Origin of the sequence: Paenibacillus sp. EKM212P, from assembly GCF_011066115.1 — a bacterium.
GTDB lineage: Bacteria > Bacillota > Bacilli > Paenibacillales > Paenibacillaceae > Paenibacillus > Paenibacillus polymyxa_B.
In genome coordinates, this window is the sequence record NZ_JAAMNR010000010.1 from 22,778 (window position 1) to 47,268 (window position 24,491).

Genomic DNA, 24,491 nt, shown 5'->3' on the forward strand with positions numbered 1-24,491 from the left:
ATCGAATATTTATAGGCTTTCATAAAAATGCTTCATCTCTTCGAACTCTTCCAAATCCAGATCATCTGCCCCTACGTCTGTTGGTGTCAGTTCCTGACCCGACTGATCAAGGCAATGACGAATGGTATTCAACAGGTGTGTTTCGAAGCGGGAGAAAAGTTGTTTGACCGTGCGCTCTTCATATGCATTCCTGTCATAGGATATACGGATACTTAATTTTCCGTCCTCCAACCGGCTATCCATATAAAGAGCATAAGATGAACCATTAATCACATCCTTGGTACCTGGTCCAATTTCAGCTTGCAGCGGCGATATAGAAAAATAAACCGATTCCGGGTGTGGGGAGTCTATATAACGGAAACCAATTTCCGGATGACGAAAACGTTTAGAATCCGTTGGATTGCTGGCTTCGGTCAGATATCTCAATGCACCGTAGCCCAATCCGTGATTTGGAACCTGCCGAACCGTTTCCTTCACACGCTTGAGCAACAGCACTATATCATCCGCAGATTTGATGTCCAGTACAACTGGATACACGGACGTAAACTGCCCTACCGTTCTGGAGATATCCAGCGAATTTGTTTCAGCCTGTTCTCGGCCAGGGTTCTCCACGTAGAGTGCAATCCGTTCTTGTCCTGACCATTCGGATACTGTTTGCCCCAGTACGGACAGCAGTACTTCCTCCGGCACGGTATTATAGGCATGATTGACCTGTGTCATCAGATGCTGGGTTTCGTCTGTTGATAATTGCAGGTGGAGCTGATGTGTTTGTCTCTCCGATCCAGAATCCGTAATGACTTCATGGTCTTTGGGAAGCGTTCTCCACTCTGACAACTCTATCTTGTTCCAATAGTCCTGCTCCTTGAGCAGCTCTTTACTATTCGCATAATGCTCAAGATGCTCTGCCCACGTTTGGTAAGCGTTCGTTTTGTCCGGTAAAACAATCGTTTCCCCATCCAGAGCTTGTCCGTAGCCTGTTGCCAGATCTTCGAGCAAAATATTCCATGAAATGGCGTCAGCCACTAGTGGGTCTACAGCAAGGAAAAGATGATCTCCGCTATCCAGACGGAAAAGCCCTGCCCGAACTCGTGGTCCTTCAAACAGCCGCAGGCTGCTTTGAATCCGTTGACATTCAGCTTCCATCTGGCTGCGTGCTTCGCTTTCCGTTCCCGTAAGCGACAGTACCTCCAGCGTGATTAGCTCCTCATGCAGTCCTTTGTGAGCTTGCGTAACCGACTCGTCAGCCTGTTGTAATAAGCCAAGGCGCAGAGCATCGTGGTGCTCTACGATTTTCTTCAATGCGGCTCGCAATGGCTGCTCGTCAAAGCCCGACTTTGCCAACAGCAGTACCGACATTGCGGCAGGAAGTGCCTCGGATGCTGGATGCCGTTCAAACCCATTGAGTAGGTGTCGTTGTATCGGTGTCAGTGGTACTTCTCCATCTATCGGACCTTGCTCTATCGGACGGGACAATGTTTCTGCATAGCCGCTCAGGATTTCAATGGACGGATGCTCCAGTACGTGTCGGATATCCAGTAAATACCCGTGGAGACGCATGCGTGCGATGACTTGAACTGCTTTAATCGAGTCGCCTCCGAGCAGAAAAAAGTTATCCTGAATGCCCACCTGATCGCGTCCCAAAACATCTTGCCATACGGCGGCCAAAGCTTCTTCCACATCATTTCGCGGCGCTACATAGGCCACATCCGGTCGGAATAGCTTTTCAGGCTCCGGCAATGCTTTTCGGTCGGTTTTTCCGTTCGGTGTCAACGGTATCCGATCCAGAAACACGAAGTGAGACGGAACCGAATAATACGGGAGCAACTTGGCGGCATGTTCATGAATGACCGTTAAGCTTGGTGTTTCTTCTGTATGCAATACAATGTAGGCACACAAGACGGATTCTTGCTCTTTGTTTTGATATACAGTGACGACAGCCTCTTGAATTACAGAATGGCTCATCAAAGCATTTTCAACCTCACCCAGTTCGATCCGGAATCCACGTACTTTCACCTGATGGTCGATTCGGCCGATAAACTCCAGATTTCCATCTGCTTTCCAGCGAGCGAGGTCACCCGTTCTGTACATTCGTGTCCCTATTGAAAATGGATTATCCACAAATTTTTCTGCCGTCAAATCCTCGCGGTTCCAATAGCCACGGGCCAGCCCTTCCCCTGCAATGCATAGCTCGCCCGGTATACCGATTGGCTGTAATCTGTTCTGCGCATCCATGATATAAATGTGCGTATTCGCAATGGGGCGTCCAATGTCAATCTGATTGGCATCGGTAAGTTCCTGCACTGCCGACCAAACCGTCGTTTCCGTAGGTCCGTACATGTTATAAATACGGGGGCCGTTCAATTTCTGCATTGCCTCCAGCAGCCTGGGCGGAAGCGCTTCTCCCCCAACCATAATTTCCTGTACACCTTGCAGCACACGGGAGCCTTCTTCATGACTCAGCAGCATGTGCAGCCGAGATGGCGTCATTTGCAGCATGTCAATATGATGTGCAGTAATCAGCTCGCCAAGTGCCTGAGGATCGACCTGATGATGGCGGTCGCCTAACACGACGGTCATTCCGCCCAGCAGCGGCAGAATCGTTTCCAAAACGAAAATATCGAACGAAATGGTGGTTAGGGATAAAATCGTTTTGTTCGCTGCAAAGTCGATCACTTCACGCATTCCTGTAATAAAATTCAGCACCGAGCGATGCTGGAGCATAACTCCTTTCGGATTTCCGGTTGAGCCAGAAGTATAGATGACGTAAGCCAGATGCTCCGGCTGAGCAGTGGCTTCCAGATTGGTCCTTTCCCCTTGATATACTTCCTCATCTTCGATAAACAGGGTGTTGGCGCTGTAATGGTGTTCTCCTACCAGATCGCGACTGGTCAGGAGCACGGCAGCCTCACTGTCACTCAGCATATACTCAATACGGGCTGACGGATATTCAGGATCGATAGGCACATAAGCGCCACCCGCTTTTAGCACGGCGAGCAGACCGATAATCATTTCCGCCGAACGCTGCACCATCAGGCCGACTAGCTTATCGGGTCCTACACCATGCGCTTGAAGTATCCGTGCCAGTGAGTTAGCACGTTCGTTCAACTCCCGGTAGGTCAGACGCTGATTTTCGAACACCAATGCTATATGACCCGGCGTCTGTACGACCTGCTTTTCAAACTGCCCGTGGACTGTCTCATGGTACGGGAAAGGTACGACGGTATCATTAAAACCGGTTAGCAGCAATTGCTTCTCTTCATCAGATACGATCGTAATATCGGCCAACCGTACCCGGACATCCTGCGTCACCGTTTCCAAAATTCGCACAAAATGCTCTGCCAGCCGTCGGATGGTCTCCGGTTTAAACAGCTTTGTGCCATACTCCAAAGTGAAAGACAAACGTTCTTTTTCCTCGGTCACATGCAATGAAAAATCCACCTTGGATATACCCGCGTTCAATTCTTCCGGTTTAAAACGAATGCCTCCTGTTTCCAAAACATCTGTGCCGACATTTTGCAAACTAAACATCGTATCGAACACCGGGTTTCGACTTACGTCGCGTACCAGTTCCAGTTTGTCTACAAGCTCATCAAACGGGTATTCCTGATGCTCCAGTGCCAGCAGCGAGTTTTGCTTAACCTTCTGCAAAAAGGATTGGAACGTTAAAAAAGATCGCGGCTGATTGCGAAGAACCAGCGTATTGACGAACATGCCAATCATCGTTTGCGTATCCACATGCCGTCTTCCGGCAACAGGTATACCCACGATAATGTCCTCTTGACCAGAATACTTGCCCAGCAGGACATTATAAGCCGCCAAAAGTACCATAAAGATCGTAGATTCGGTATCTTGGGCCAATTTGTAGAGTGTGTTAGTAAGTTTGGATTCCAAGGTGACGGTCAAGCTGTCACCTTCAAAGCTTTGTGTTTGTGGACGTGAAAAGTCCGTAGGTATATTCAGTATAGGAAGCTCGCCATTCAAGGTCTGGAGCCAATATGATTCATGCGCTTGCAATGCGTCGTCAGTGATCTGCTGCTTCTGCCAAGCAACAAAGTCTTTGTAATGAAGCTGAATGTTCGCAAGCTGTCTGCCCTGATACCGTTGAATGATTTCATCCAGCAGCACGGCCATGGAGAAACCATCGGACACGATGTGATGCATATCCACTAACAGTATGAAGCCACCTTCGATAAATTCGTACAGTTCGGCGCGGAATAAAGGAGCTGTTCCTAGGTGAAAAGGCTGAACAAACAAGGTCCGAGCCTGTTTTGCTTCTTCCTTGGAAATGCGGGTACACGGGATGTCGAATGGAATCGTGTCCCGAACTTTTTGTACCACTTCTCCGTCTTCCAGATCGAAATACGTCCGAAAGGATTCATGACGCAAAATAACTTCCCTAACGGCTTTAATGAAGCGGGGAACCTCCAGATCTCCCTCTATGAAAAGCTGGCCGGGTACATGATAGGCCGTTCCGCCTCCCAGCTGATCCAGCACGTACATTCTCTTTTGGGAAGAAGATACCGGATAGAAGGCTTGCGATTTCACAGATACAATCGGTTCGTAGGTCTTCTTTGTTCCACCCGCAATATATGTAGCCAGCTCTGCAATCGTTTGCAGCTCAAAAATGTGGCTAAGTGGAATGTGTACACCCAGTTCCTTATTGACTCTCGACAGAATGACCGTCGCTTTTAGTGAATCACCGCCCAGTTGAAAAAAGTTATCGTCATAGCTGATATCCGTTACATGCAGAACGTCCTTCCAAATGTTCACGAGTTGATCTTCTATGCCCTGGTTCCCAGAAGCGGCGTCTGTTTTAGTGAATATGCTTGCTTGTCTCGGCTCTGGCAAAGCCTGTAGATCAGGCTGACCATCCGGCAGAAGAGGAATATGATCCATAGGAACCCAAAAGCGGGGCTGCGTATAATCTGGAAGAATTTCGATTACAGCCTTTTTCAGTGCGTCTTCTTCCCATGGCTTCGATGCGTTTGCAACCACATAGGCGGTTATATATGAGACTTTTCCAGCTTCGTCCGTTTGCGGTGTAATGACGCAGGACTCCAATTGGAAAGTTTGCAGTAGATGTTTCTCCAACTGCTCCAGATTAACCTGATGTCCGCGAATGTGAATGGTCCGATTTAAATTTCCAATATGCCGCAGCTTGCCATCGTTTTCCACGTAAACCCATTCCCGGGTCGTTCCCAACAGGCCTGCTCCTGAGGCTTGATACACCTCCCCTGCTGTCCCGACAGGTGCCAAATGCTTGTAGGCATCGAGAACGCAAAGATAGTTTCCGTTGGCATCGGTATTTGCTGCCCATGCACCTCGAAGTTGTTCGTTCTCTGACGCACGAAGTAAAGACATCGCGGAAACGCGAGCCCCTTCTTCCTCTACAATGGAATGCAGCAGATTCAGGAAATACCCTGACCAAGCTTCGATGATGTTTTGCTGAAAAAGATCCGAATTGTAGTCAAAATCAAGACGTAATTGCTTCTGTGCCTCTGTCACGTTCAAAAACAACTCATATTTGCTGAATGATACCTCATTCTCAATGAGTTCTGCTTCCATTCCATGGAATTGAAAACGCGGAATCGGTCGATCCATATTGAATACAGCGTTAATGACAGGCAAATTCTTTAGTCCCAGCTGAGCGAGTCCGGCAAAGCTGTACTTTTGGAAGCTGTCCAGTTCATTCATGCGCTTTTTGACTGTTGGAACATGCTCCGTAAAAGTAGCATCAGGACGCACTTCGCTGATCATCGGAAGCAAGTTGACACAGTTGCCGATCAGAGAGAAGGCGTCCATATGGGATTGTCCTGCGGTGGGAACCCCCACCGTTACTTCCTGCTGCCCTGTCAGCCGATGTAGAAAAATCTGAAAGGCGGATAGCAGCGTTATAAAAAGACTGCTGCCTAGCTTTATGCTGGCGGATCTCAATTGTTTAACGAGCTTCGCTTCGAGCATTATGGTATGTCTGCTTCCTCTGGAAGACGGAATTTGTATCCCCCTTACCGGAGATGGCAGATGGAGGACAGGCTGCTGCTTTTCTAGCACTGCTGACCAAAAAGCAAGGGCCTCTTTTTTCCCTGCTTTCAATTGATCCTGCTGCCAAACAACGTAATTCCGAAAAGGTACTGGATCGGGAAGGTTGTAGTCAGCATGTCGAACAAGCGCAGAATAGATGTGTTCCAGTTCCTGAATGAATACACTGATTGACCAGCCATCCGCGATAAAATGATGAAACGTAAAAACACCCAGATGCTCTTCATCCGATATTTTCAGCAGATGAATTCGGAATAATGGCTTGCCTGGCGTCATGGCAAATGGAGTTTCACTGTCCTTGATCATCCATGCCCGGATATGTTGTTCCTGTTCATCTGGGCGATAACTGGTAAAATCATGAAGCGGGATTTCCGCTTTCATCACAGGAGCGAACACCTGAGTTTCCCCATCGCCGCTCATAAAGATATGTAAGGCTTCATGACGGTTTACAATGGTCTGGACAGCTTGGTTGAACGCCTGCTGCTGAAGTGGACCACGAAACCGCAACAAGGCGGTTTCGTGTAAAGATTGAGAGTCACTTCGATCTGAAACAGAAGCGAACCAAAGCTGCTTTTGCTCTGGAGTTAACGCAATAATAGTTTCTGCTGCTTCAGCCTCTGGAGGTACGGTTACAGGTTGCTTTCCCGGTCCCGGGCCGTTTCCATTCGGGGGCGGGTCCGGTAAAAATCCCCCTTTACGCAGCTCGTTCACGCTATCTTTGACCGCTTCTACGATTCGCGCAATATCTTCCTCGGTATGGGCCGTGGACAAGAAGCAGTTTCGTCCCTCCCAGATATAGATGCCTTTGTCCAGCATGTGATAGAAGAACAACTCCAAATCGCCTTTGAGCACGAAGCGGAATAGGGAGCCAAAGTGAACGACCTTCATAGGTACGTGTTCGTCAGTGAAATAGCTGTTCAGCTCCGCTGCTAACGCCGAGGTGCGGCTGTTCAAGCGATTTTGCAGTTGCTCGCCATGCTTCTCCAAATGATCCAGCACCGCTAAGGATGCAGCCATGGCCAGCGGATGATGGCAGAAGGTTCCTGCCACAAAGGTTCGCTGCTGCTCATGCTGCGGATAGGAATCGTCTCCGAAGCTCCACGTGCCTCCGTCGATCCCGTTCATAAAGGCGGCTTTTCCGGCTACGATGCCGATGGGCAGCCCGCCGCCAATGATTTTACCGTAGGTCACGAGGTCGGCTTGTACCCCAAACCACGCTTGGGCTCCTCCGGGCTGAATCCGGAAGCCTGTGATGACTTCATCAAAAATGAAGGCAGTACCCGACTGCTCCGTTATCTGGCGAATTTCCTGCAAAAAGGCTTTAGGCTGAAAATCTGGTCGGCGGCTTTGTACCGGCTCCACGATAACCGCGGCCAGTTCATGCGCATGGGTGCGGATATAATCCAGAGAATCGTCCGCCCCATAATGAAGCACGACGACATCGTCCACCATATGCTGCAAGATACCTGGAGCTAGAGGTGTCGAATGCTCCTTGTCATCACCCGCGCTCCCCAGTGCCAGCACCCCGTCGAATGTACCGTGATACGAGCCAGCAAAAATGACGACTTTAGCTCGTCCAGTGGCAGCACGTGCCAAACGGAGCGCGACCATGACGGCTTCCGTGCCGGAATTATACAGGGCAATCCGTTCCACACCGGTCATCTTGCACATTCGCTCGGCGACTTGCCCAGCCATGTTGGACATGGGGCCAATACACATGCCGTTCTTCAGTTCTTTCTCAATTTTTTCACGAATAAAGGCTGGATTATGTCCAAACAGATTTACACCAAAGCCCATCGTCAAATCGACATATTCATTGCCATCCAAATCCCAGAATTTAGCCCCGTCTGCACGTTGGGATACAATTTGGTACACCATTTCCTTCAAAACAGGCCGAAAGCCAGCCACATTCCGGTTATTGGCATATACGGAGCGGTACTGCTGAGTGTACTTTTTAGTGCTACACGAACGGGCCGTGTAGCGCTCTATCAGCTCTTGCAGGTGTTGTTCCTGACGGAGCGAAAGCAATTCATGTGCTTTAACATCTAGCTTTTTATAGGGCGTATACGGCTTGGCTTCATGGCCTGCCTGCTTGGAAGCAGCCTTTGCGGATGGAACTGTAACCTTCTGCTTGGGTTCGGTACGCATGATCTGCGTGCTTTCATTAATTCCCGATGAAAAAACGCTCGCTTCCGGACTTAATAGCTCGGAAGCTATTACGGATGCAGATGGCTGATGCCGGAGAACATCGAGCTGCTGTGACATCAGATGTAGCTGTTGCTCCAAAATTCGCTCTACAGCCGCAGGAGCCGTAGCGATTGGAAAGCTTTGAGCCCGTGTTTGCCCAGCCGTGTCTATGGCATAAACGGATGCCGCAGCCGGAACAGCGGATTCATGAGACGGTTGGGTTAACGGGAAAGCTGCATGATCAACCTGATTCAGAGTTGTTTCTGGACGATTTTCCACAGATTGAACCGGGGTTTCAGCAGAAGTGAAAGTGCTCACCCGTTCGGCTACGTAGCTGGCCAACAGCTCCAGCGTGGTCAACGATTCGAAAAATTCATTCATTGGAATATCCAGTCCGAAGGTATCCTTGATACTGTGGCGAACCTGGGACAAATTAATGGAATCTAGCCCAAGTTCGAGAAAATGTGTCTGCGGTTCCAGTTCCTCCAGGCTGAGCTGGGACACGTTACCGATCATTTTCGCTAACTTTTGCAGGATAGATGATTTATGCTGATCGGCAGCAGGTGCCGGCGCTGAATACTCGTTCCCCATCATTCCAGACTCCTTTACTGTTGAGTTTTCATGAACTGGCGCCTTCTGTTCCGTTCGAACCTGTTCGGGTACGTTAATCCAGCATCTTTTCCGTTCGAATGGATACGTAGGCAGAGAAACCTTTTTATAACGCTTACCTGCATAGAGGGCGTTCCAATCGATCTGCGCTCCTTGCACGTACTTGGCAGCAAGCTGCTCGAGGGATTGGAGCGTGTTCAAGCTTCCAGTGACCGTCTCTACGCTGCCTATGCTATCCGCTATTCCGGTGTATACACCTTCGACTACTCTGCCTTGTTCATGCAACTGAAGCACCTTCGCTTTTAACGCATCCGCTCCTGCGGCAGTCACAGCAATCCGATGATTCAGATGGCTTCTGCCTGTGTTAGCCGTATAGCACACATCCTGCATCACGAGCTCTTCTGCGCGTCCGAACCGTTCTGCGTACCGTCCGACCAACTGGCGCAAAGCGGATTCACTTCGCGCCGACAGGGTCAACAGCAGCGGTGATGATTTATTGTTGCTGCCCGTTGAGCTTGGATCTGATTCCGTCTTCGCTATATATTCCTCCAGCACCACATGGCAGTTCGTCCCGCTGAATCCAAAGGAACTCACCCCGCTTCTTCTCGGGAAACCGTCCGTCTTCCATTCCCTCAGCTTCGTATTGGCATATACCGGGGACTCCTCAAAATGGATCTTCTGGTTTGGTGTGCGAAAATGAACAAGCGGCGCAATTTGCTGGTGCTTCATGGACAGCACGGATTTGATCAAACCCGCAATCCCGGCGGCTTCGTATAAATGACCGATATTCGTTTTGACCGTGCTGATCGCCGCAAACTGCTTACGCTGTGTATGCTTGCGGAAAGCCTTGGTAATGCCGTCAATCTCAACCGGATCGCCCAGTTTGGTTCCGGTTCCATGCGCTTCGATAGAGCTGATCGTTTCAGGATCAACCCGTGCATCGCGCCACGCCTGCAATATGACTTCTGCCTGAGCCAGCGCATTAGGCGCGGAAATACCAATCGTGCTGCCGTCCTGATTTATGGCGCTACCCTTGATCACGGCTAAAATGTGGTCGCCGTCTTGTTCCGCTTTGCGCAGCGGTTTCAGGAAAACAGCACCAACTCCTTCACCCCAGCCCGTTCCGTCCGACTGGTCGTCGAAGGCGCGTGCCCGATCATCGGAGGATTCCATGCCAATGCCCGCTTTCAGCGGCAGCAAAATCGTTTTCACTCCACCTGCCAAGGCCATGTCGCAGTCTCCATTAAGGATAGACTTGCAGGCCAAATGCACTGCCACGAGCGAGGAAGAGCATGCTGTATCAATTGTTACCGCAGGACCTTTCAGATCGAGCAGATATGCAATCCGGCTGGAAATAATGGACGGTAAATTACCAATGGCAAAGTTCGGCAGCGCGCCCGGTTCTACCTCGGACAACAAACGCTCATATTCGAAGCTGGTCTTGGAGAAGCCGACATACACGCCGACCTTTTGGCCTGCCAGTTGCTTTCCACCATACCCTGCATCCTCAATCGTGCTCCAGGCTGTTTCTAGAAATAACCGTTGGTTCGGGTCCATGAGCGAGGTTTCCCTTGGAGTCAATTTAAAGAAGGAGTAATCGAACTTGTCTACTTCATCCAGGTAACCGCCTTCTGCAATTTGCATATTCCGTCCTTCCGTATTCAGACGTGAAAGGAAAGCTTCGGCATCTTTTCTTCTTTCGTCGCTGTACGGGCCGATATTGTCAGCGCCTGATGACACATTCGCCCAAAACTGCTCCAATGTTTCCGCTTGAGGAAACCTACCTGACATGCCGATGATGGCGATATCCCGGACATTTGCTTCCTCCTTGCCTTCGGACTGTACTATTGCAGCAGCGCCTTCGCTTAGATTCTGACTGGAGATATACGCAGCCAGCTTGGCGATAGTCGGATAGGAAAAGAAGTCTGTAACCTCAATATGAATCCCTAATTGATCCTCCAGCTGGTCCATAATTTGAACAAGCTGCAAGGAGGTTACTCCGATATCAAAAAAGCTGTCATCCGTCCCGATCGACTTTATATTTAAAATATCCTGGCATATTCCAATCAGCTTCTTCTCTACTTCTCCTTGAGGGAAGACCGCACGCTCAGCAGCTTGCGCGACCCGAGCAGCCTCGGCCAGTGCTGTCAATATTTCATCAAATTCACCCTGCTCATAGCTCTGGGCTAATTTGAAACGCTGAACCTTTCCACTGGTTGTTTTAGGTATACGCCGGATCGGAACCACCGCATGAATATGCCAGCCTCCCCGGTAATTCAGATGGCTTTTCAGCTTTTGGGCAAGCGGCACAAAATGCTCTATCTTTTTTGTGTGCATCACAAAGGCAATAATACGATCCTGCCTCGTTTGCGTATCATGAACACCGCACACAGCTACTTTTCCGAGTTCCACACCATCCAGTTCCTCGGCAATCCTCTCAATATCATGCGGGTAGACATTCTGTCCGTTCACAAAAATGATATCCTTGGCTCTACCGGTAATAGTCAGGCGTCCGTTCCGCATAAACCCTAAATCTCCAGTGATAAGCCAGCCATCCTCCGTTATAACCTTTGCGGTAGCTTCTGGATTGTTATAATATCCGGATGATACATTTTTGCCGCGGATCTGCGTGTATCCAATCACCCCATCATCAAGCACCTGGTTTTGTTCATCACAAATGCGGACAGAGGTATTAGCCAATGGATAACCCAAATCCAAAAAAGTAAGACACCGCTTGTCAGACTTGTCCACTTCTTCTACAGGCTCACCTACGTGTAACTGCTGCCGATTCAAATGAATGGGGATAAAGGTGTTTTTGTCCAGAGGTGGAGAGGAAACACCCACGCTCGCCTCTGCCAATCCGTAGACAGGCAACATCGTATTTTCATTCAAACCGTGAACACTCATTGCATCCATAAACACATGACAAAGCTCCACAGATACGGGCTCCGCTCCATTTAAGATCATACGGACACTTGACAAATCCCAGTTAGCTGCTGTTTCGGGTTTATACTGATCGAGAAAAAATTTATATCCAAAATTGGGAGAGCATATTTGAGTCACCTTATGCTCCGATACTTTTTTTAGCCATAAAGACGGGCGCCTGATAAAAAGTGCCGTTGGCATAATCAACTGCTTGGCATTAGCGATCACACAGGTTAAATGAAATGCGATCAATCCCAGGTCATGCGTAAGCGGCATCCAGCCCAAATAAGCATCCTTGGAGCTCATGTCTGTTTGATTTGAAATATCCCGGATATTGTAAACTAGATTTTCATGCGTCAGCATGACTCCTTTGGGATCGCCTGTAGAACCTGAGGAGAATTGGATAAAAGCTAGCTCCTCCGGTTTGGATATATGAACTAAACCTTTATTCTGAGTAGAATAATCGAAAGCATAGCTTGAAAAAGTCGCTTTTTTAACCGGCTCAAAGGAATCCAGCAGTTCGTGCTGGTGCGCGTATTTTTCAAGCTGCTCTAATACCTTGTCATCTGCAACCATATATGGGCGGGAGAGTGTGTTCCAGATTTTAAACAATTTCATTTTATGCTCATCATTATTCCCTATGCTTACAGGCACAGGAACGATTCCACCAAGCAGGCAACCCCAAAATACATTCAAAAAGGTATGGTTGTCGTCGATCTGTATGATCAGCTCACCGCCGGGTTTTACTCCTTGTTCCTGTAATTCATAAAGTACCTGTAATGCTTGCTCCAGAAGTTTCCTGTAGGATACGTATTCCTCTTGTTTATCACCGGAAATAAAAATGATTCCGTTCTCATCCCGGCTTGCACGGTCTTGAATGATTTCAACTAAGGTTTGAAACTGCTCCATCCTGATACCTCCTCAATTGCTCTAGCATTGCTTTCTGCTCTCCTTCGGAGACCTGTTTGGTTTGCAACACAAGGCGAATACACTCCAGTATTTCCTGTCTTTGCTCAGAAGCAGGAGGCGAACTGCTGCCTGATTCCAAGTTTCGCAGTAATTTTTCCAGTCTACGCACAGGTAAAATAACACCCTTTCGATACTCATCTTCATTCCAATTGGCGTTGGGGGTAGACACTGCTAGTGACAGGGAGCAGGCAATCCAATCACGGATCGAGAAACGGCGGTGCAGTTCAAGGCGATCCAAGTCTCTGTCCAAGGACAGCACTTCGATATTAGGGCTTATTTCCCTCGCTAAATTTTTCAGCACCGTTCGTGGACCTAACTCAATACCTTGTTTTACGCCATGATTCATCATATATTGCACAGTTTGAATCCATCGAACCGGGTGAGTCATTTGCAAAATCAATCCTTGACGGATGCTGTCAACATCGGGGTATGGCAGAGCGGTCACATTGGAGATCACGGGCCACAGCGCTTCATGGAAAGTGTATTTTTGCAGCTCGATGGTCAGCCTGTCCGCAGCATGCTGCATAAGCGGACTATGAAAAGGACCACTAACCTGCAAGCGAGTAATTTGGGCTCCCCGCTGTTCTAACTTGCCAGCTACCATAGCTACCGACGTATGATGACCAGAGACGACATACTGATTGGGCGAATTGTAACAAGCAATGACAGCAGGCTGATCGACTGTGGAGTGCAGACGACAGAATTCTTCCACGGCGTTCAACTCAGCTCCGCGAATGGCAATCATGCTGCCCAGACCGGCCTCTGCGGCTGCTTCCATGAAGCGTCCCCGCTCTTGTACCAGTCGTAAAGCGTCGCCAAAGGCTAGAACACCGCTACTTACCAGCGCTGAATATTCACCCAGGCTATGACCTGCTGAAAATTCAGGGATCATCCCGATTTCATGCATATAACGCCGAAATGCAATGACGCTGATCGTAAGCAGTGCAGGCTGAGTATAGAATGTTCTGGATAGCTGGGTAATCGGACCTGCCATGCATAAAGCTTTCAGATCATATCCCAAAATATCTGCAGCCTCTTCAAACAAACGATCCGCTTCATTAAAATCGCTATGCCATGCCGCTCCCATTCCTACATACTGAGAACCTTGTCCTGGAAAAACCAAAGCAATGCGATTCATACCAAACCCCTTTCCTCCCCACAAAGATGTGGCAAAACAAAAATGTTTTTACGATTCAGGTGTTAATGTACATATGTATGGAGACATCGAGATGTAGAGATAGATGCAGCAAAAAGAAACAAAACGGATTTCCAAAAAAACAGTAATCGACTTGTAAAAGTGAATTGGTTATGGAGTTTCCATTCGTGGTGTGATTGAGATCAAAAGTCAGGTGTGTGAGTAGACTTGGAAGTGTAAAAAACCTTGGAGTATACTGGAATTTCAGGCTTGGAACCTAAAATTCAGCATCAAAGATGAATGTGGTGAGAAATTGCTGAGGTCATACAGGATGTTTTTCCATAAGTAATTATTAAATGTGAAATATTTTATTTACATAATAAATATGGACTATAAAAATGTCAATATTTTTAAATTCCTTTAATAAGAAAAAAATGTATATGTCATTTTTTATGTTATTATAAACACAAAAAATTAAAGTATGACGTTATAATGTATAAAAATATTATACACACAAACAATACCCTTTTTTGTTTAAAAATCAGGCATTGTTTGTAAATTTTTAATGATTTTTGTGAAAATTTCTGTGTCGTAAGTGCAAGAAACGCATAATGTGTTATATCTGGTGCTTGACAAACCAATTAGTAATACGTTGCAGTCGTTCCACGCGAAGCTGCGGGTGCCCTTTTCGTGAAAGCTCGTGACTTGAAGCTGGAAAACGGACAAATTGCGTAGGTTTCCCCAAGCGACGTAATGCTGTAAACAGCTGCTCTCCCTGCTCAATTGGGCAACGCAGATCCTGCTCCCCGTGCAATATGAGCAGCGGTGTATTGATTTGCTGCACATAAGCCAGCGGAGATTGTCTCCACAGGAGTTCGAAATCTTTCCACGGATTCCCGCCAACTTCGTCTTCTGTAAACGAGTACCCTATGTCACTCACCCCATACATCGATAGCCAGTTGGATATGGAACGCTGGGTTACAGCTGCGCGGAAACGATCGGTATGGCCGACAATCCAGTTTGTCATAAAACCACCATAGCTGCCCCCTGTTACGCCCAGCCTTTCTGGATGAATGAATGGAAATTGACGTATAGCCTCGTCCACTGCGCTCAGCAGATCGGTGTAATCGCGCCCGCCATAATCTCCAAGGACGACATTGGTAAAAGACTGTCCGTACCCTCGGCTTCCTCCCGGATTCGTGTAGATGACTGTATATCCCTGAGCGGCCAGCAACTGAAATTCATGAAAAAAAGAATTGGAATACATGGCATGAGGACCACCGTGAATTTCCAATATGGCAGGATAAGATACGCCCTCCTTAAATCCAACAGGTTTCATCACCCATCCCTGCACCCGTCGTCCATCCTCAACCTCAGTCCAGAAGCTCTCAGGCACACTGATCTCAATCTCATCAAGCAGAGGGTCATTCACTCTGGTCAGCCGTTCCTCAATTCCTGAATGGATCGCAATTCGGAACAAATCGCCTGGTAAAGCCACATCAGTGGAAGCAGCAATGATATGCTGCTCATCTGAAGTAAGCTCAAATTGATAAATTTCCCGATCTCCTTGCGTTAAAATTTTAAAAGTTCCATCAAGCGCAAACTGATATACGTGTACATTCCCTTCAAGAGTTACTAGCGTATACAGGGATTGACCATCCGCACTGAAGCGTGGTGGTCCTATATGAAGATGTGAACGCATGTCGCTCATACCTGCATTACCGATGTGAGCGTCCAGTGTCTCACTAACACATACTACCGTCCCGCCACTGGAGGGAACCGTATACAGTCGAGTCTGAGTAGCGCCTTTGGCATGTCGATCATGACCGTAAAAGGCAATCGTTGAACCGTCGGGAGAATAAGCAGCACTCTCAATGTGCAGTTCGGAATGGGTCAGCTTAAGCGGTGCTACTGCATCACTACTTGAGGTCGCTGGAGCTATCGTAAACAAATCATTTTGCTCACGTAAATCCGTATCCTCTTTCGAATGCTCTGCGATCCTGGCGACGAATAAAATACGACGACCATCCGGTGACCACACAGGCTCTGCCACATCATAGGCGCCGGACGTCAGCTGAACCGTGTGCCCCGAAGTCACATCAGTTACATACAAGTGATCACGAGTATCATCCCACAGTCCATAGCCGTCCGATTTAGCTTTCGTTCGATTAACGACTCGTCCCTTAAGTTGTGCCTCCTGAGTTCCTCCATCGGATGGAGGGCTTGACGGGTTCTCGGCCGTTTTGGCTACAAACGATATGCTGGTCCCATCAGGAGACCAGGCTAATGAACGAACGTTGTTCTCTACGTGTGTAAGCTGTCGTGCCTCCCCCCCGCGTTTCGGAATAATCCATACCTGGCGCTTGCCGTCTGTTGTACGGAGAAAAGCTAGTTGTGTTCCATCTGGTGACCAGACAGGCGTTTCATCTTTGGGTCCATATGTAAAGGGTACTGCGTTAGCGCCTTCAGGCGATAATAGCCAAATTCCTGAGTTATAATCTGTCCGCTCTTTATTAATATGCTGCTCTACGTAAGCGATTTCACTGCTGAGAGGATGAATAGCTGGATCGCTAACCCAGTGAAGTCGATATAAATCCTCGGCTGTTATACAGCGCTTGGTCGTACTAGATTGTGGGTCGCTCAAAAAAATTCCTCCTTTATATCATTAGATTCCACATCTTTAAATTTAATTAATCCGATTAATTTTATGAGATTTAAATAAATATACAATTACGTTACTCTTTTTATGTATCTCTGTCAATTTGTCTAAAACTAAAAAGCCCCTCTCTCAGTCGCTATCGACCCGAAAACACCGCTACTTCGGTTGCTTTCATGAGAGAGGGTAACGTTATTCATCAATCACAACTGAAAAATAGGAGAAATGGAGGGAGCACCTTTAGGAATAGCAGCCAGTGATCCATTTTCTTTGTGTAGGTTCGGCACCTGCTGCCAAATAGTGCTGGGAATCTCTCGCCGCAGCACAGGGATGATATCCTCGGCAAACCGATGCAACTGTTCAAGTTGCTCCTGCTCTCCCAGCCCATCCACGCAAAGAATTAGAGGAAAATAACGGCTCTCCATATTGTGCAGCCAGCTCCGTCGATAATGTACTGGAGGCACTTCCATGCCATATCGGAATTTGCTGTTGATACGGGCGTGGCTGTGTCGTGACCTGATACAGCGGGGGCCGATAGTTGCCCTTCCACGTAACCTCTTCCTCGCTCCATAGCCGTTTGAGCAGACGATAGCGTTCTGCTAGCGACTCCCACTGCTCTTCCTCCGTAATTCCAAACAACGGATAATGGCGTGGATCATTGCCTTTTCCGATAATCAGTTCTAATCTTCCGCCCGATAAATGATCCAATGTCGCATAATCCTCAGCTACGCGTACCGGGTCAAGAATACTAAGCACCGCTACCATCGTCAGCAGACGAATCCGTTCAGTTCTCGCTGCTATAGCGGTCAGAACGAGTGGAGGTGAAGACGACAAAAAAGGCGTACCATGCCGCTCCCCCACACCATACGCATCAAAACCAAGCTCCTCTGCGACCACAGCCTGCTTTATTACATTTTGGAATTTTTGCTGCGAACTCCAGGCTTCTCCGGTAATCGCATTAGGCAGATTAGCCATTAGGCTGAACAATACAAACTTCATAAGTCCTGCCCCCCTTCTGCAAACGAATCGGCTTCGTCCGTTCCCTATGATCGCGTCTAATTTCGATTAACTGTCTCGGCTTCATTTTTTTCACGAATGTAGGTGGAGAATAATTCAGGATTCACCACTTTACGTAGTAAATGCATCGTCCCGTCCCCTGTTCCATGGTCAAAAGCATGGATACGTTCATATCCCCAACGCTCGTACATGGATAGCAAATAGGGATGCTTTTCCGCAGTCGCCAGTGTCACAGCAGGAGCACCGACCTTGTCACGAATAATCGTTTGCTCTACCCAATTCAGCAGTTTTTTCCCATATCCTTTGCCCTGGGCAGCCGGGTCTACAGCGAACCACATCACAAACGGTAGATCGGTTATAAAATTAAGGGCTCTATTTTTGAGATGGCTAACGGTAGCCTGAATAACACCGTCTACTTCCAGCACATAGCAATCATTATTTCTAATGTTTTCTTGAATGAGAGCAACGTCTGCCTGAGCGGCAGGCCATCGAAGCTCCAACTGCCGAATTGTTTCATACGCCTCATACGTCACATACTGCAATCTTTCTGCGTCCTCCTGGAGTGCCAGACGATAGATTTCACTCATACTAACCCGCCTCCTTATAATGTTTTTATAAAACGAGTGAACCACTATATAACTATTCCCATCTATTTAATAAGATATAAAAGTTAACATAACTGTAGCATGCTCACCATTCAGCGACAAATTAATTTTTTCTATAACTCCATTTAAAATAACAATAGCCCCTCGAAAGATGAGAATTCATTAATTAAAGTCAACGCAAAAAAGCCCGAAAATCGGGCTCCTCTACTTTCTAGACGAATAAAATACTGGCCATATCTCCGGCATTCAAAACACACCATGTAAGCTGTATTACTCCGCAGGGGCAGTAAAGCTGCGTTTGGCAAACTCGCTGTCCAGCATATAAAAGGCATTGCTGTCTCTTTCAATGCGTTTAAGCTTCTGGATAACACTGTCGAACAGAGCTTCCTCTTCGACTTGCTCATCAATAAACCATTTCAGGAAATGGATCGTTGCATGCTCGCGTCCATCGAGGGCCAAGTCAGCCAGATGATAAAATTTTTGCGTGTTTTGCTGCTCATGCTTGTAGCCATGCTCAAATACATCCAGCATGGAATCGTAGCTATTTTTCGGCTCCGGCAATGCAGCCAATGTGGCGCGTCCTCTACGGTCATTAATGTATTTATACAGTTTCATGGCATGAAACCGTTCCTCCTCAGCTTGTACCAGGAAGAAGTTTGCAAACCCATCCAGACTTTCACTGGAGCAATAAGCAGCCATCGCCAGATATACGTGAGCGGAGTAAAATTCAAAGTTCATTTGCTCATTCAGAGCCTGTGCCAAATTGTCATTCATGTCTCAGGTCACCTCGGTCATGTATGTAGTGATGTAACGATCATAGTGTACCACGAATCCGATCACAAAAAAATGGACGGAAGTGAATTCAGTGCTCTCACGTTCCGTCCGCAATTTCCACAATCAGTTCACAATCAAGGCTCCAGCCCCCAGACACGTTTGTCGTTTATATACAAAGGTGCTTTGTCCCAATCCGTATAAGATGTCTTGGTTGGATCATAGGAAAAATCATCACTTTCGTTATAGTTGCTCCAATCCGCCTTGTTCATGCGAATCTGAATATCCCCTGTGTTTTCCCCTGCTGTCAGACTTCCCGCACCAGCTCCAAAGGAGATTTCCAGATAATAATCTGCGCCTGTAACGGCCTTATCCAGTTTCACAAAACGTCCCTGAACGTTACTACTGCCCAACTGTGCATAGTCACAATGGAATTCCTGTGGCTTGTCGCCATCTACAGTGTAGTAGTATCGCAGCTTGACATTTTTCAGATCAACTGTCTCTTTGCCCTTGTTTACTACACGGAACAGTGGCCGAATCTGGTTATCTCCCGGGTTGGTGTCACCCACGCGATATTGTGCAATCACATCTCCCGTTACTGGAATGGGTGCTGCCGTAGGCTTGGCACTGACCTCGGCAGAATCCGGGCTGGTTCCTAAAGAATTTGTTGCATTTGCCACATAATAATAAGTGGTTTCATTCACCACTCCTGTATCCTTGTAAGTGCTGTCTGTTACCGTTGCTACTGTGGTATAAGGGCCACCACTGGTTGTCGAGCGCTTGACCGTATAGCTATCGGCACCCGTCGCTTTGCTCCAGGTCAGTGTAACCTGAGCATCCCCAGCATTTGCCTTCACATTTGCCGGAGCTTTGGGAGCTGTCGGCTCGGTTGGTCCACCACCGTTAATGAGACGGTCATACTCGGCATAAGCCGTTGCCATATCCACTTGGGACCAGAAACGATGATACGTAAATTCTGGAGCGCCTTTATCCCATTTTTTGGTCTGATTGTTCCAAGAAGTCATGTATTTATCTTTGAGATAAGACCATTGCGGATCTTTAGTGATATTAGGCCGGATGTCACTATAGCTGGAATACGTACCATTACCGCCTTTGGACGGATCAGACGGTGTAGCACCTGTGCCAGGGATTGTGTTGCCTTGTCCAGTCTTACCGCTCCAGCCGCTCGGAATATACACTTCTTTAGTGAAATAGCGATAATAATCCTCGCGCGCTTCCTTCGTTGTAATGCCTATACCATCATTATAACCCCATGCAGCATCAAGCAAAGCTTTAGACAGATCCTTAGCTTCCTTGCCTAACTCGGAATAGTCTCCTTTTTCAGCTTTCGTTCCAGCAGCAAAAAAAGTAAGTGCTTTAACATAGCTGCCCAGCACTCCGGCATCCTGCCCTGGATTCTTTGTTACCACATGGAGATTGGTATTCCCTTTATGATTGGCAAATCCGCTCCAGGTTTCAGGCTTTCCGCTCCATTCCAGATTGCTCGGCAGCCAGAATTCCCCTTTAGCTGCTGTAGTAGCCACTTTCGGATTCTTGCCACCCAGAATACGCTTACCTTGAGCGTCCAAATAGTATCCCTGTGCATCAGTCACAGGCCGTTCGTTGGCAAATACATAGCTCTTGGACCACGCTATCCAGTTTTCCGTCACTTGTTTAGCCATTTTAAACTGCTCGGATGAAGTATCCCCTTTCTTGGCTAAAATGTAGTACAGCTCGGCAACTCGCTCGACAGGCCAAGCCTGCATCCCGAACCAGTTGTTCGACGGTGGATCGTTATATACAGGAGCCCCTGTATAAGCCATACCATAAAAGGTACTTGTGCCAGATGGATAAGCCTTATAGGCACCATCCCAGCTATTCGTCGCTCCGCCTGCAATGGCCCCCTCATCGGATTGCAGCCAAGTATAAAACTCCAGTTGGCGCTTCAGCGAGGTCGCCCAGTCCTGTCCCGCCGTTGGTGAATTCGGTATTAATCCACCATCTTGATCGGACAACGCATACGCTGCGACGACATTTTGGTAGCCCTGATGTGCATGGCTGGCACCAATACGCCAAGCCCAGTTGCCGCTTTGGCCAAGTCCGCCGCCCCAGGCTGTATACCATGCCATCAGATAAAGACTGGCATCCTTGCCCGTACCAGCAATAGGACTTCCATTGGAAGCGCTTCCGGTTTTTTGGAAGTATTTATCGTACATACCGTAACGCAAAAAGTCTCCCATCTTTTTGGCTTTATTCAAATATACGGAGTTATCATATCCCAATTCCTTAGCCCAGTACATCGCTTGAACTGCCCGTGCATCCGCATCGGTGGCATTCGTGTAGCGCCATTGCTGTGCCGGGGCATTATTTTCCTTAGTGAACAAGCTCATAAAGCCTTCATTAGGCTTGCCAAACTTTTGATTGTCTTGCGATGGATGTGGTACAGCCTCCCAGACCGATTCCTGTTCCCCACGCTGGAAGGTGTTTACATAGGCTGCTGTATGCGACGGATTCAGAAGATTGCCGAAGCCATACCAATTATCCACGTCCAACAACCAGTGCATCAGATAAGTCTGGTTGTTGCCATAGGTTGCCTTCAGCTCAGAGTCCAGCGGATCCTTGCCAGCACCATACTGACCACTTAGGCGGCTTGGGTACTGATCCGGCTGCGAATATTCTGCGGCATAAGTGGCGGGGCTGTTCGGGTTATAGTTACTCATTGTCGGTTGCTCTTCCTTACCGTCGCCTTCATTAACAGGAATGATATATTTCTCCATGTTGTCCCATGCGGATTCCAAATGCCCCCAATCCCCGGTATAATGACCATACAGCACTTCCAGCCACATCCAGTAGCTGTACGCTTCTGAAGTCGTTAAGTGTCCGTAATCCGGAGCCTCGCTCATAAGCGTTTCAACGGAATGATAAGGGATGCCTTCTTTTGAAAAGTATCCGCTAGCCGGATCCTTCAGCTGTTTATACAATTGTAGAAAACGTGTCGATTCCGGTGTTGCGGCTGATGCACGGTCGGGTCCTGCCTGAAATAAGCCCAAGGTTAACGGAAGTACCAAAATGGCTGACATGACCATAGAGATAGATTTTCTGAACACGGATTTTCTGCTGATCACTTTTGCATTCATCCTCTCCATTATCAATTTTGGCTTTACACAAGATTTTATTCCGAAAAACGATAGCACAAAAAGACAGCATCATCACCTCACTTTCCCGTAAAAAAGGTGGAGGACACGCTGTCTATTGCTCCAAATGCTTCGCATTGGCCCTGGAAAAAATATATCATACTAGGCGCCAAATGAGAGTCGAAAAATTCTATAAGTTTAGAGATTCACAAGGAAAATTGACGAAATCGATTGGAATCGGTACTATTTCACAGGGAGGCGTTAAAATATGAAAATTTTGCTATTGCTTGGTTGTATCGTGATGTTTTTAGCCGTAGCTCTGGGAGCGTTCGGCGCGCATGCATTGAAAAAAAGACTTTCCGCAGACATGCTCAGCATATTCCAGACAGGAATTCAATATCAAATCGCTCATGGACTGGGTTTGCTACTGCTTGGAGTTCTTGCTGACAGCCTTGTCCATTCTTCTCTCATCGTAACCGCAGGTTGGGTTATGCTAGTGGGTATTCTCCTGTTTTCCGGCAGTCTGTATGCCCTTAGTATATCCGGTGTGAGAAAGCTTGGGGCAATCACTCCCCTTGGCGGGTTGGCTTTTTTGGCAAGCTGGGTCATTGTAATCGTGGCGGTTGTGCAAGGTTAAAGAAGGATAAAGGAACGGAGACTTGGAAAAGGAGGCGCTTCCAAGTCTCTCAATTATTAACGCAGCATTCCTGATTATATGAAAGAATGCACTATCTCGTCTGCACTTGTTGCACTTGTTGCGCTTTCTGAGCGGCTATCCGATGACCTTCGATATAACGTCTGGATTCAGCCATCTCATGCTCCTGAGCAGCTTCCATAATAATATGAACCCCCGGCTTGTACTGCTCCAGTAGTTCCATGTAGAGGCCATAGTTCATGTCTCCAAAACCCGGCGGCACCGTCTCAATTTCACCTGACGATGACAACCGCCGGTCTTTGGCATGCGCTGCGATAATCCGGGGGCCTAGCAGTTGGAAAGCTTCGCGGATGATCTCATCCTGTTGCGCCAGATTTTCCGTTTTCAGCAGATTACCCGGATCAATCACAACACCGATGTGTGAAGAAGGTACTTCCTCCAGAAAGGTAGCCAACTCTACGGCGGTTCCGACCAAGTGATCGTTTGCAGCTTCCAATCCTACGAATACGCCCCACTTCTCCGCTTCATCTGCTAATTCACGCACTACTTCCCTTACAACTCTCCAGTCACGTTCCGTATAGACAGTACCGCCCTCATTACGTCCGACTTCAGCTGCAACCATTGGTGCTCCTAACAGACCCGCATATCGGATCAGCTCTTTGAAGCGCTCTACATTTTCACGCAGCAATTCCTCATCCTGTATAAAAAAATGTAAATAGCACCCGAGCACCGATATGGATACACCATGCTTACGAAATTCTTCTGCGATAGACAGTGCCAATCCCGGATTGAACTTACCCGGTTTATTAAAATCTACATCACTGATCGCTCTCCAAGGAGCCAGCTGAACATGAGTAAAGCCCGCTGCGCCTACCTTTGCAGCCAATTCACGATAAGGCAACTTGCCAAACAAATGTGCCAATACACCTATTGTCACTAAAAATCACCTCTTATTTTTATTGTTGTATGCTACTTGTTACCGTACTCTGCTCCAAGGTCTCATTGATGATGTGCGTAATCCGTTCCACTTCATCATGAATAAAAAAGTGTCCTCCCTCAAAGGTAAACATACGAAATTGCTGATCCGTATGGTGTGCCCATGCCTCCGCATCTTGTAAGGTCACCGTGTTATCGGTCATTCCCGTCAAAGCGGTGATAGGACAATGTAAAGGTACGGCTTTAGCCATGTACTTATACAACTCGACAGCTTTGAAATCCGCTCTTAACACTGGCATAAAATAGTCGTATAATTCCCGATTGTCAAAAATCGCTTCCGAAAGCTGACCGTACCGCTGCAAATGCGTCCTGAACTGATCTGCGGGCAGATCGTGTAACCACGGGGAATTTCTTGGGACATGCGGTGCCCGTCCACCCGAAACGAACAGATGTGCAGGCTTGCCATATCCAGCGGCCACCAGCTTGTAGTACAGCTCGAATGAGATCATCGTCCCCATACTGTGACCGTATATGGCATAAGGATCGCCGGGGGCTATCTCTTCGCTGATCTTGTGCAACAGATCCTCGCTCATCTCCTCAATGCTTTCCTTTAGCGGTTCCCCAGAACGAATACCTCTGCCCGCTAATTCCAGTGGAACAAGCTTAATCTGCGGAAGCAGCAACTTTTTCCATTTGAAGCTGACCGACGCCGATCCGCCTGCATACGGGATAAAAAATAATGTGATAGGTGCCATTCTTGCAACCTCCTGCCTTGCTAAGTTCTAACTTTTTCATTTTAGCATAAAAAGGTATATTTACCCATTTCAAATATTTTGCAAATTCCAGAAGAATG

10 protein-coding genes and 1 pseudogene are annotated in these 24,491 nt (G+C 47.7%); 1 reads left to right on the forward strand and 10 read right to left on the reverse strand.

What is annotated here, in order from left to right:
• Nucleotides 1-9: 9 nt before the first annotated feature.
• The 8 genes and pseudogenes from G9G54_RS22310 to G9G54_RS22340 form a co-directional block, all read right to left on the reverse strand.
• Entirely contained in the window at nt 10-12,669 is a 12,660-nt protein-coding gene (locus G9G54_RS22310) for a non-ribosomal peptide synthetase/type I polyketide synthase (RefSeq protein ID WP_165179656.1), read from the reverse strand.
• The gene (gene fabD, locus G9G54_RS22315; RefSeq protein ID WP_165179657.1) at nt 12,644-13,867 is read right to left on the reverse strand and encodes an ACP S-malonyltransferase; all 1,224 of its coding nucleotides are present in this window, start codon (nt 13,865-13,867) and stop codon (nt 12,644-12,646) included. The genes G9G54_RS22310 and fabD overlap by 26 nt, the downstream gene beginning before the upstream one ends.
• 613 nt (nt 13,868-14,480) lie before the next feature.
• Complete coding sequence (locus G9G54_RS22320) at nt 14,481-16,508, reverse strand: S9 family peptidase (RefSeq protein WP_165179658.1); 2,028 nt, start codon at nt 16,506-16,508, stop codon at nt 14,481-14,483.
• Nucleotides 16,509-16,723: 215 nt separating this feature from the next.
• Nucleotides 16,724-16,912 carry a hypothetical protein gene (locus G9G54_RS26275; protein WP_446723030.1) on the reverse strand — a complete coding sequence of 63 codons (189 nt, stop codon included), beginning with the start codon at nt 16,910-16,912 and terminating at the stop codon, nt 16,724-16,726.
• 4 nt (nt 16,913-16,916) lie between these two features.
• Nucleotides 16,917-17,519: pseudogene (locus G9G54_RS22325) on the reverse strand (LLM class flavin-dependent oxidoreductase); the annotation flags it as partial.
• A gap of 56 nt (nt 17,520-17,575) precedes the next feature.
• Nucleotides 17,576-18,124, reverse strand: a complete 549-nt coding sequence (locus G9G54_RS22330) for a GNAT family N-acetyltransferase (protein WP_165179659.1) — start codon at nt 18,122-18,124, stop codon at nt 17,576-17,578.
• Between the two features lie 288 nt (nt 18,125-18,412).
• Nucleotides 18,413-18,916, reverse strand: coding sequence for a ferritin (locus tag G9G54_RS22335; protein ID WP_013310291.1), 504 nt, complete (start codon nt 18,914-18,916; stop codon nt 18,413-18,415).
• A 134-nt stretch (nt 18,917-19,050) separates the two neighbouring features.
• Nucleotides 19,051-21,999, reverse strand: coding sequence for a glycoside hydrolase family 48 protein (locus G9G54_RS22340; protein ID WP_185156324.1), 2,949 nt, complete (start codon nt 21,997-21,999; stop codon nt 19,051-19,053).
• 316 nt (nt 22,000-22,315) lie between these two features.
• On the opposite strand from G9G54_RS22340, the gene G9G54_RS22345 reads away from it, so the two are divergent.
• Complete coding sequence (locus G9G54_RS22345) at nt 22,316-22,684, forward strand: DUF423 domain-containing protein (protein ID WP_061831662.1); 369 nt, start codon at nt 22,316-22,318, stop codon at nt 22,682-22,684.
• A 91-nt stretch (nt 22,685-22,775) separates the two neighbouring features.
• Here the strand turns inward: G9G54_RS22345 and G9G54_RS22350 are convergent, their stop codons facing one another.
• Both G9G54_RS22350 and G9G54_RS22355 read right to left on the reverse strand, forming a co-directional pair.
• Entirely contained in the window at nt 22,776-23,639 is an 864-nt protein-coding gene (locus G9G54_RS22350; RefSeq protein ID WP_165179661.1) for a sugar phosphate isomerase/epimerase family protein, read from the reverse strand.
• A 19-nt stretch (nt 23,640-23,658) separates the two neighbouring features.
• The gene (locus tag G9G54_RS22355; RefSeq protein WP_165179662.1) at nt 23,659-24,393 is read right to left on the reverse strand and encodes a thioesterase II family protein; all 735 of its coding nucleotides are present in this window, start codon (nt 24,391-24,393) and stop codon (nt 23,659-23,661) included.
• Nucleotides 24,394-24,491: the final 98 nt, after the last annotated feature.

Bases quoted from the DNA above. Each gene is read 5' to 3' on its own strand.
- G9G54_RS22310 (WP_165179656.1), bottom strand. From the start codon at position 12,669: ATGGAGCAGTTTCAAACCTTAGTTGAAATCATTCAAGACCGTGCAAGC.
- G9G54_RS22355 (WP_165179662.1), bottom strand. From the start codon at position 24,393: ATGGCACCTATCACATTATTTTTTATCCCGTATGCAGGCGGATCGGCG.
- G9G54_RS22345 (WP_061831662.1), top strand. From the start codon at position 22,316: ATGAAAATTTTGCTATTGCTTGGTTGTATCGTGATGTTTTTAGCCGTA.
- G9G54_RS22335 (WP_013310291.1), bottom strand. From the start codon at position 18,916: ATGAATGACAATTTGGCACAGGCTCTGAATGAGCAAATGAACTTTGAA.
- G9G54_RS22340 (WP_185156324.1), bottom strand. From the start codon at position 21,999: ATGGTCATGTCAGCCATTTTGGTACTTCCGTTAACCTTGGGCTTATTT.
- G9G54_RS22330 (WP_165179659.1), bottom strand. From the start codon at position 18,124: ATGAGTGAAATCTATCGTCTGGCACTCCAGGAGGACGCAGAAAGATTG.
- fabD (WP_165179657.1), bottom strand. From the start codon at position 13,867: ATGAATCGCATTGCTTTGGTTTTTCCAGGACAAGGTTCTCAGTATGTA.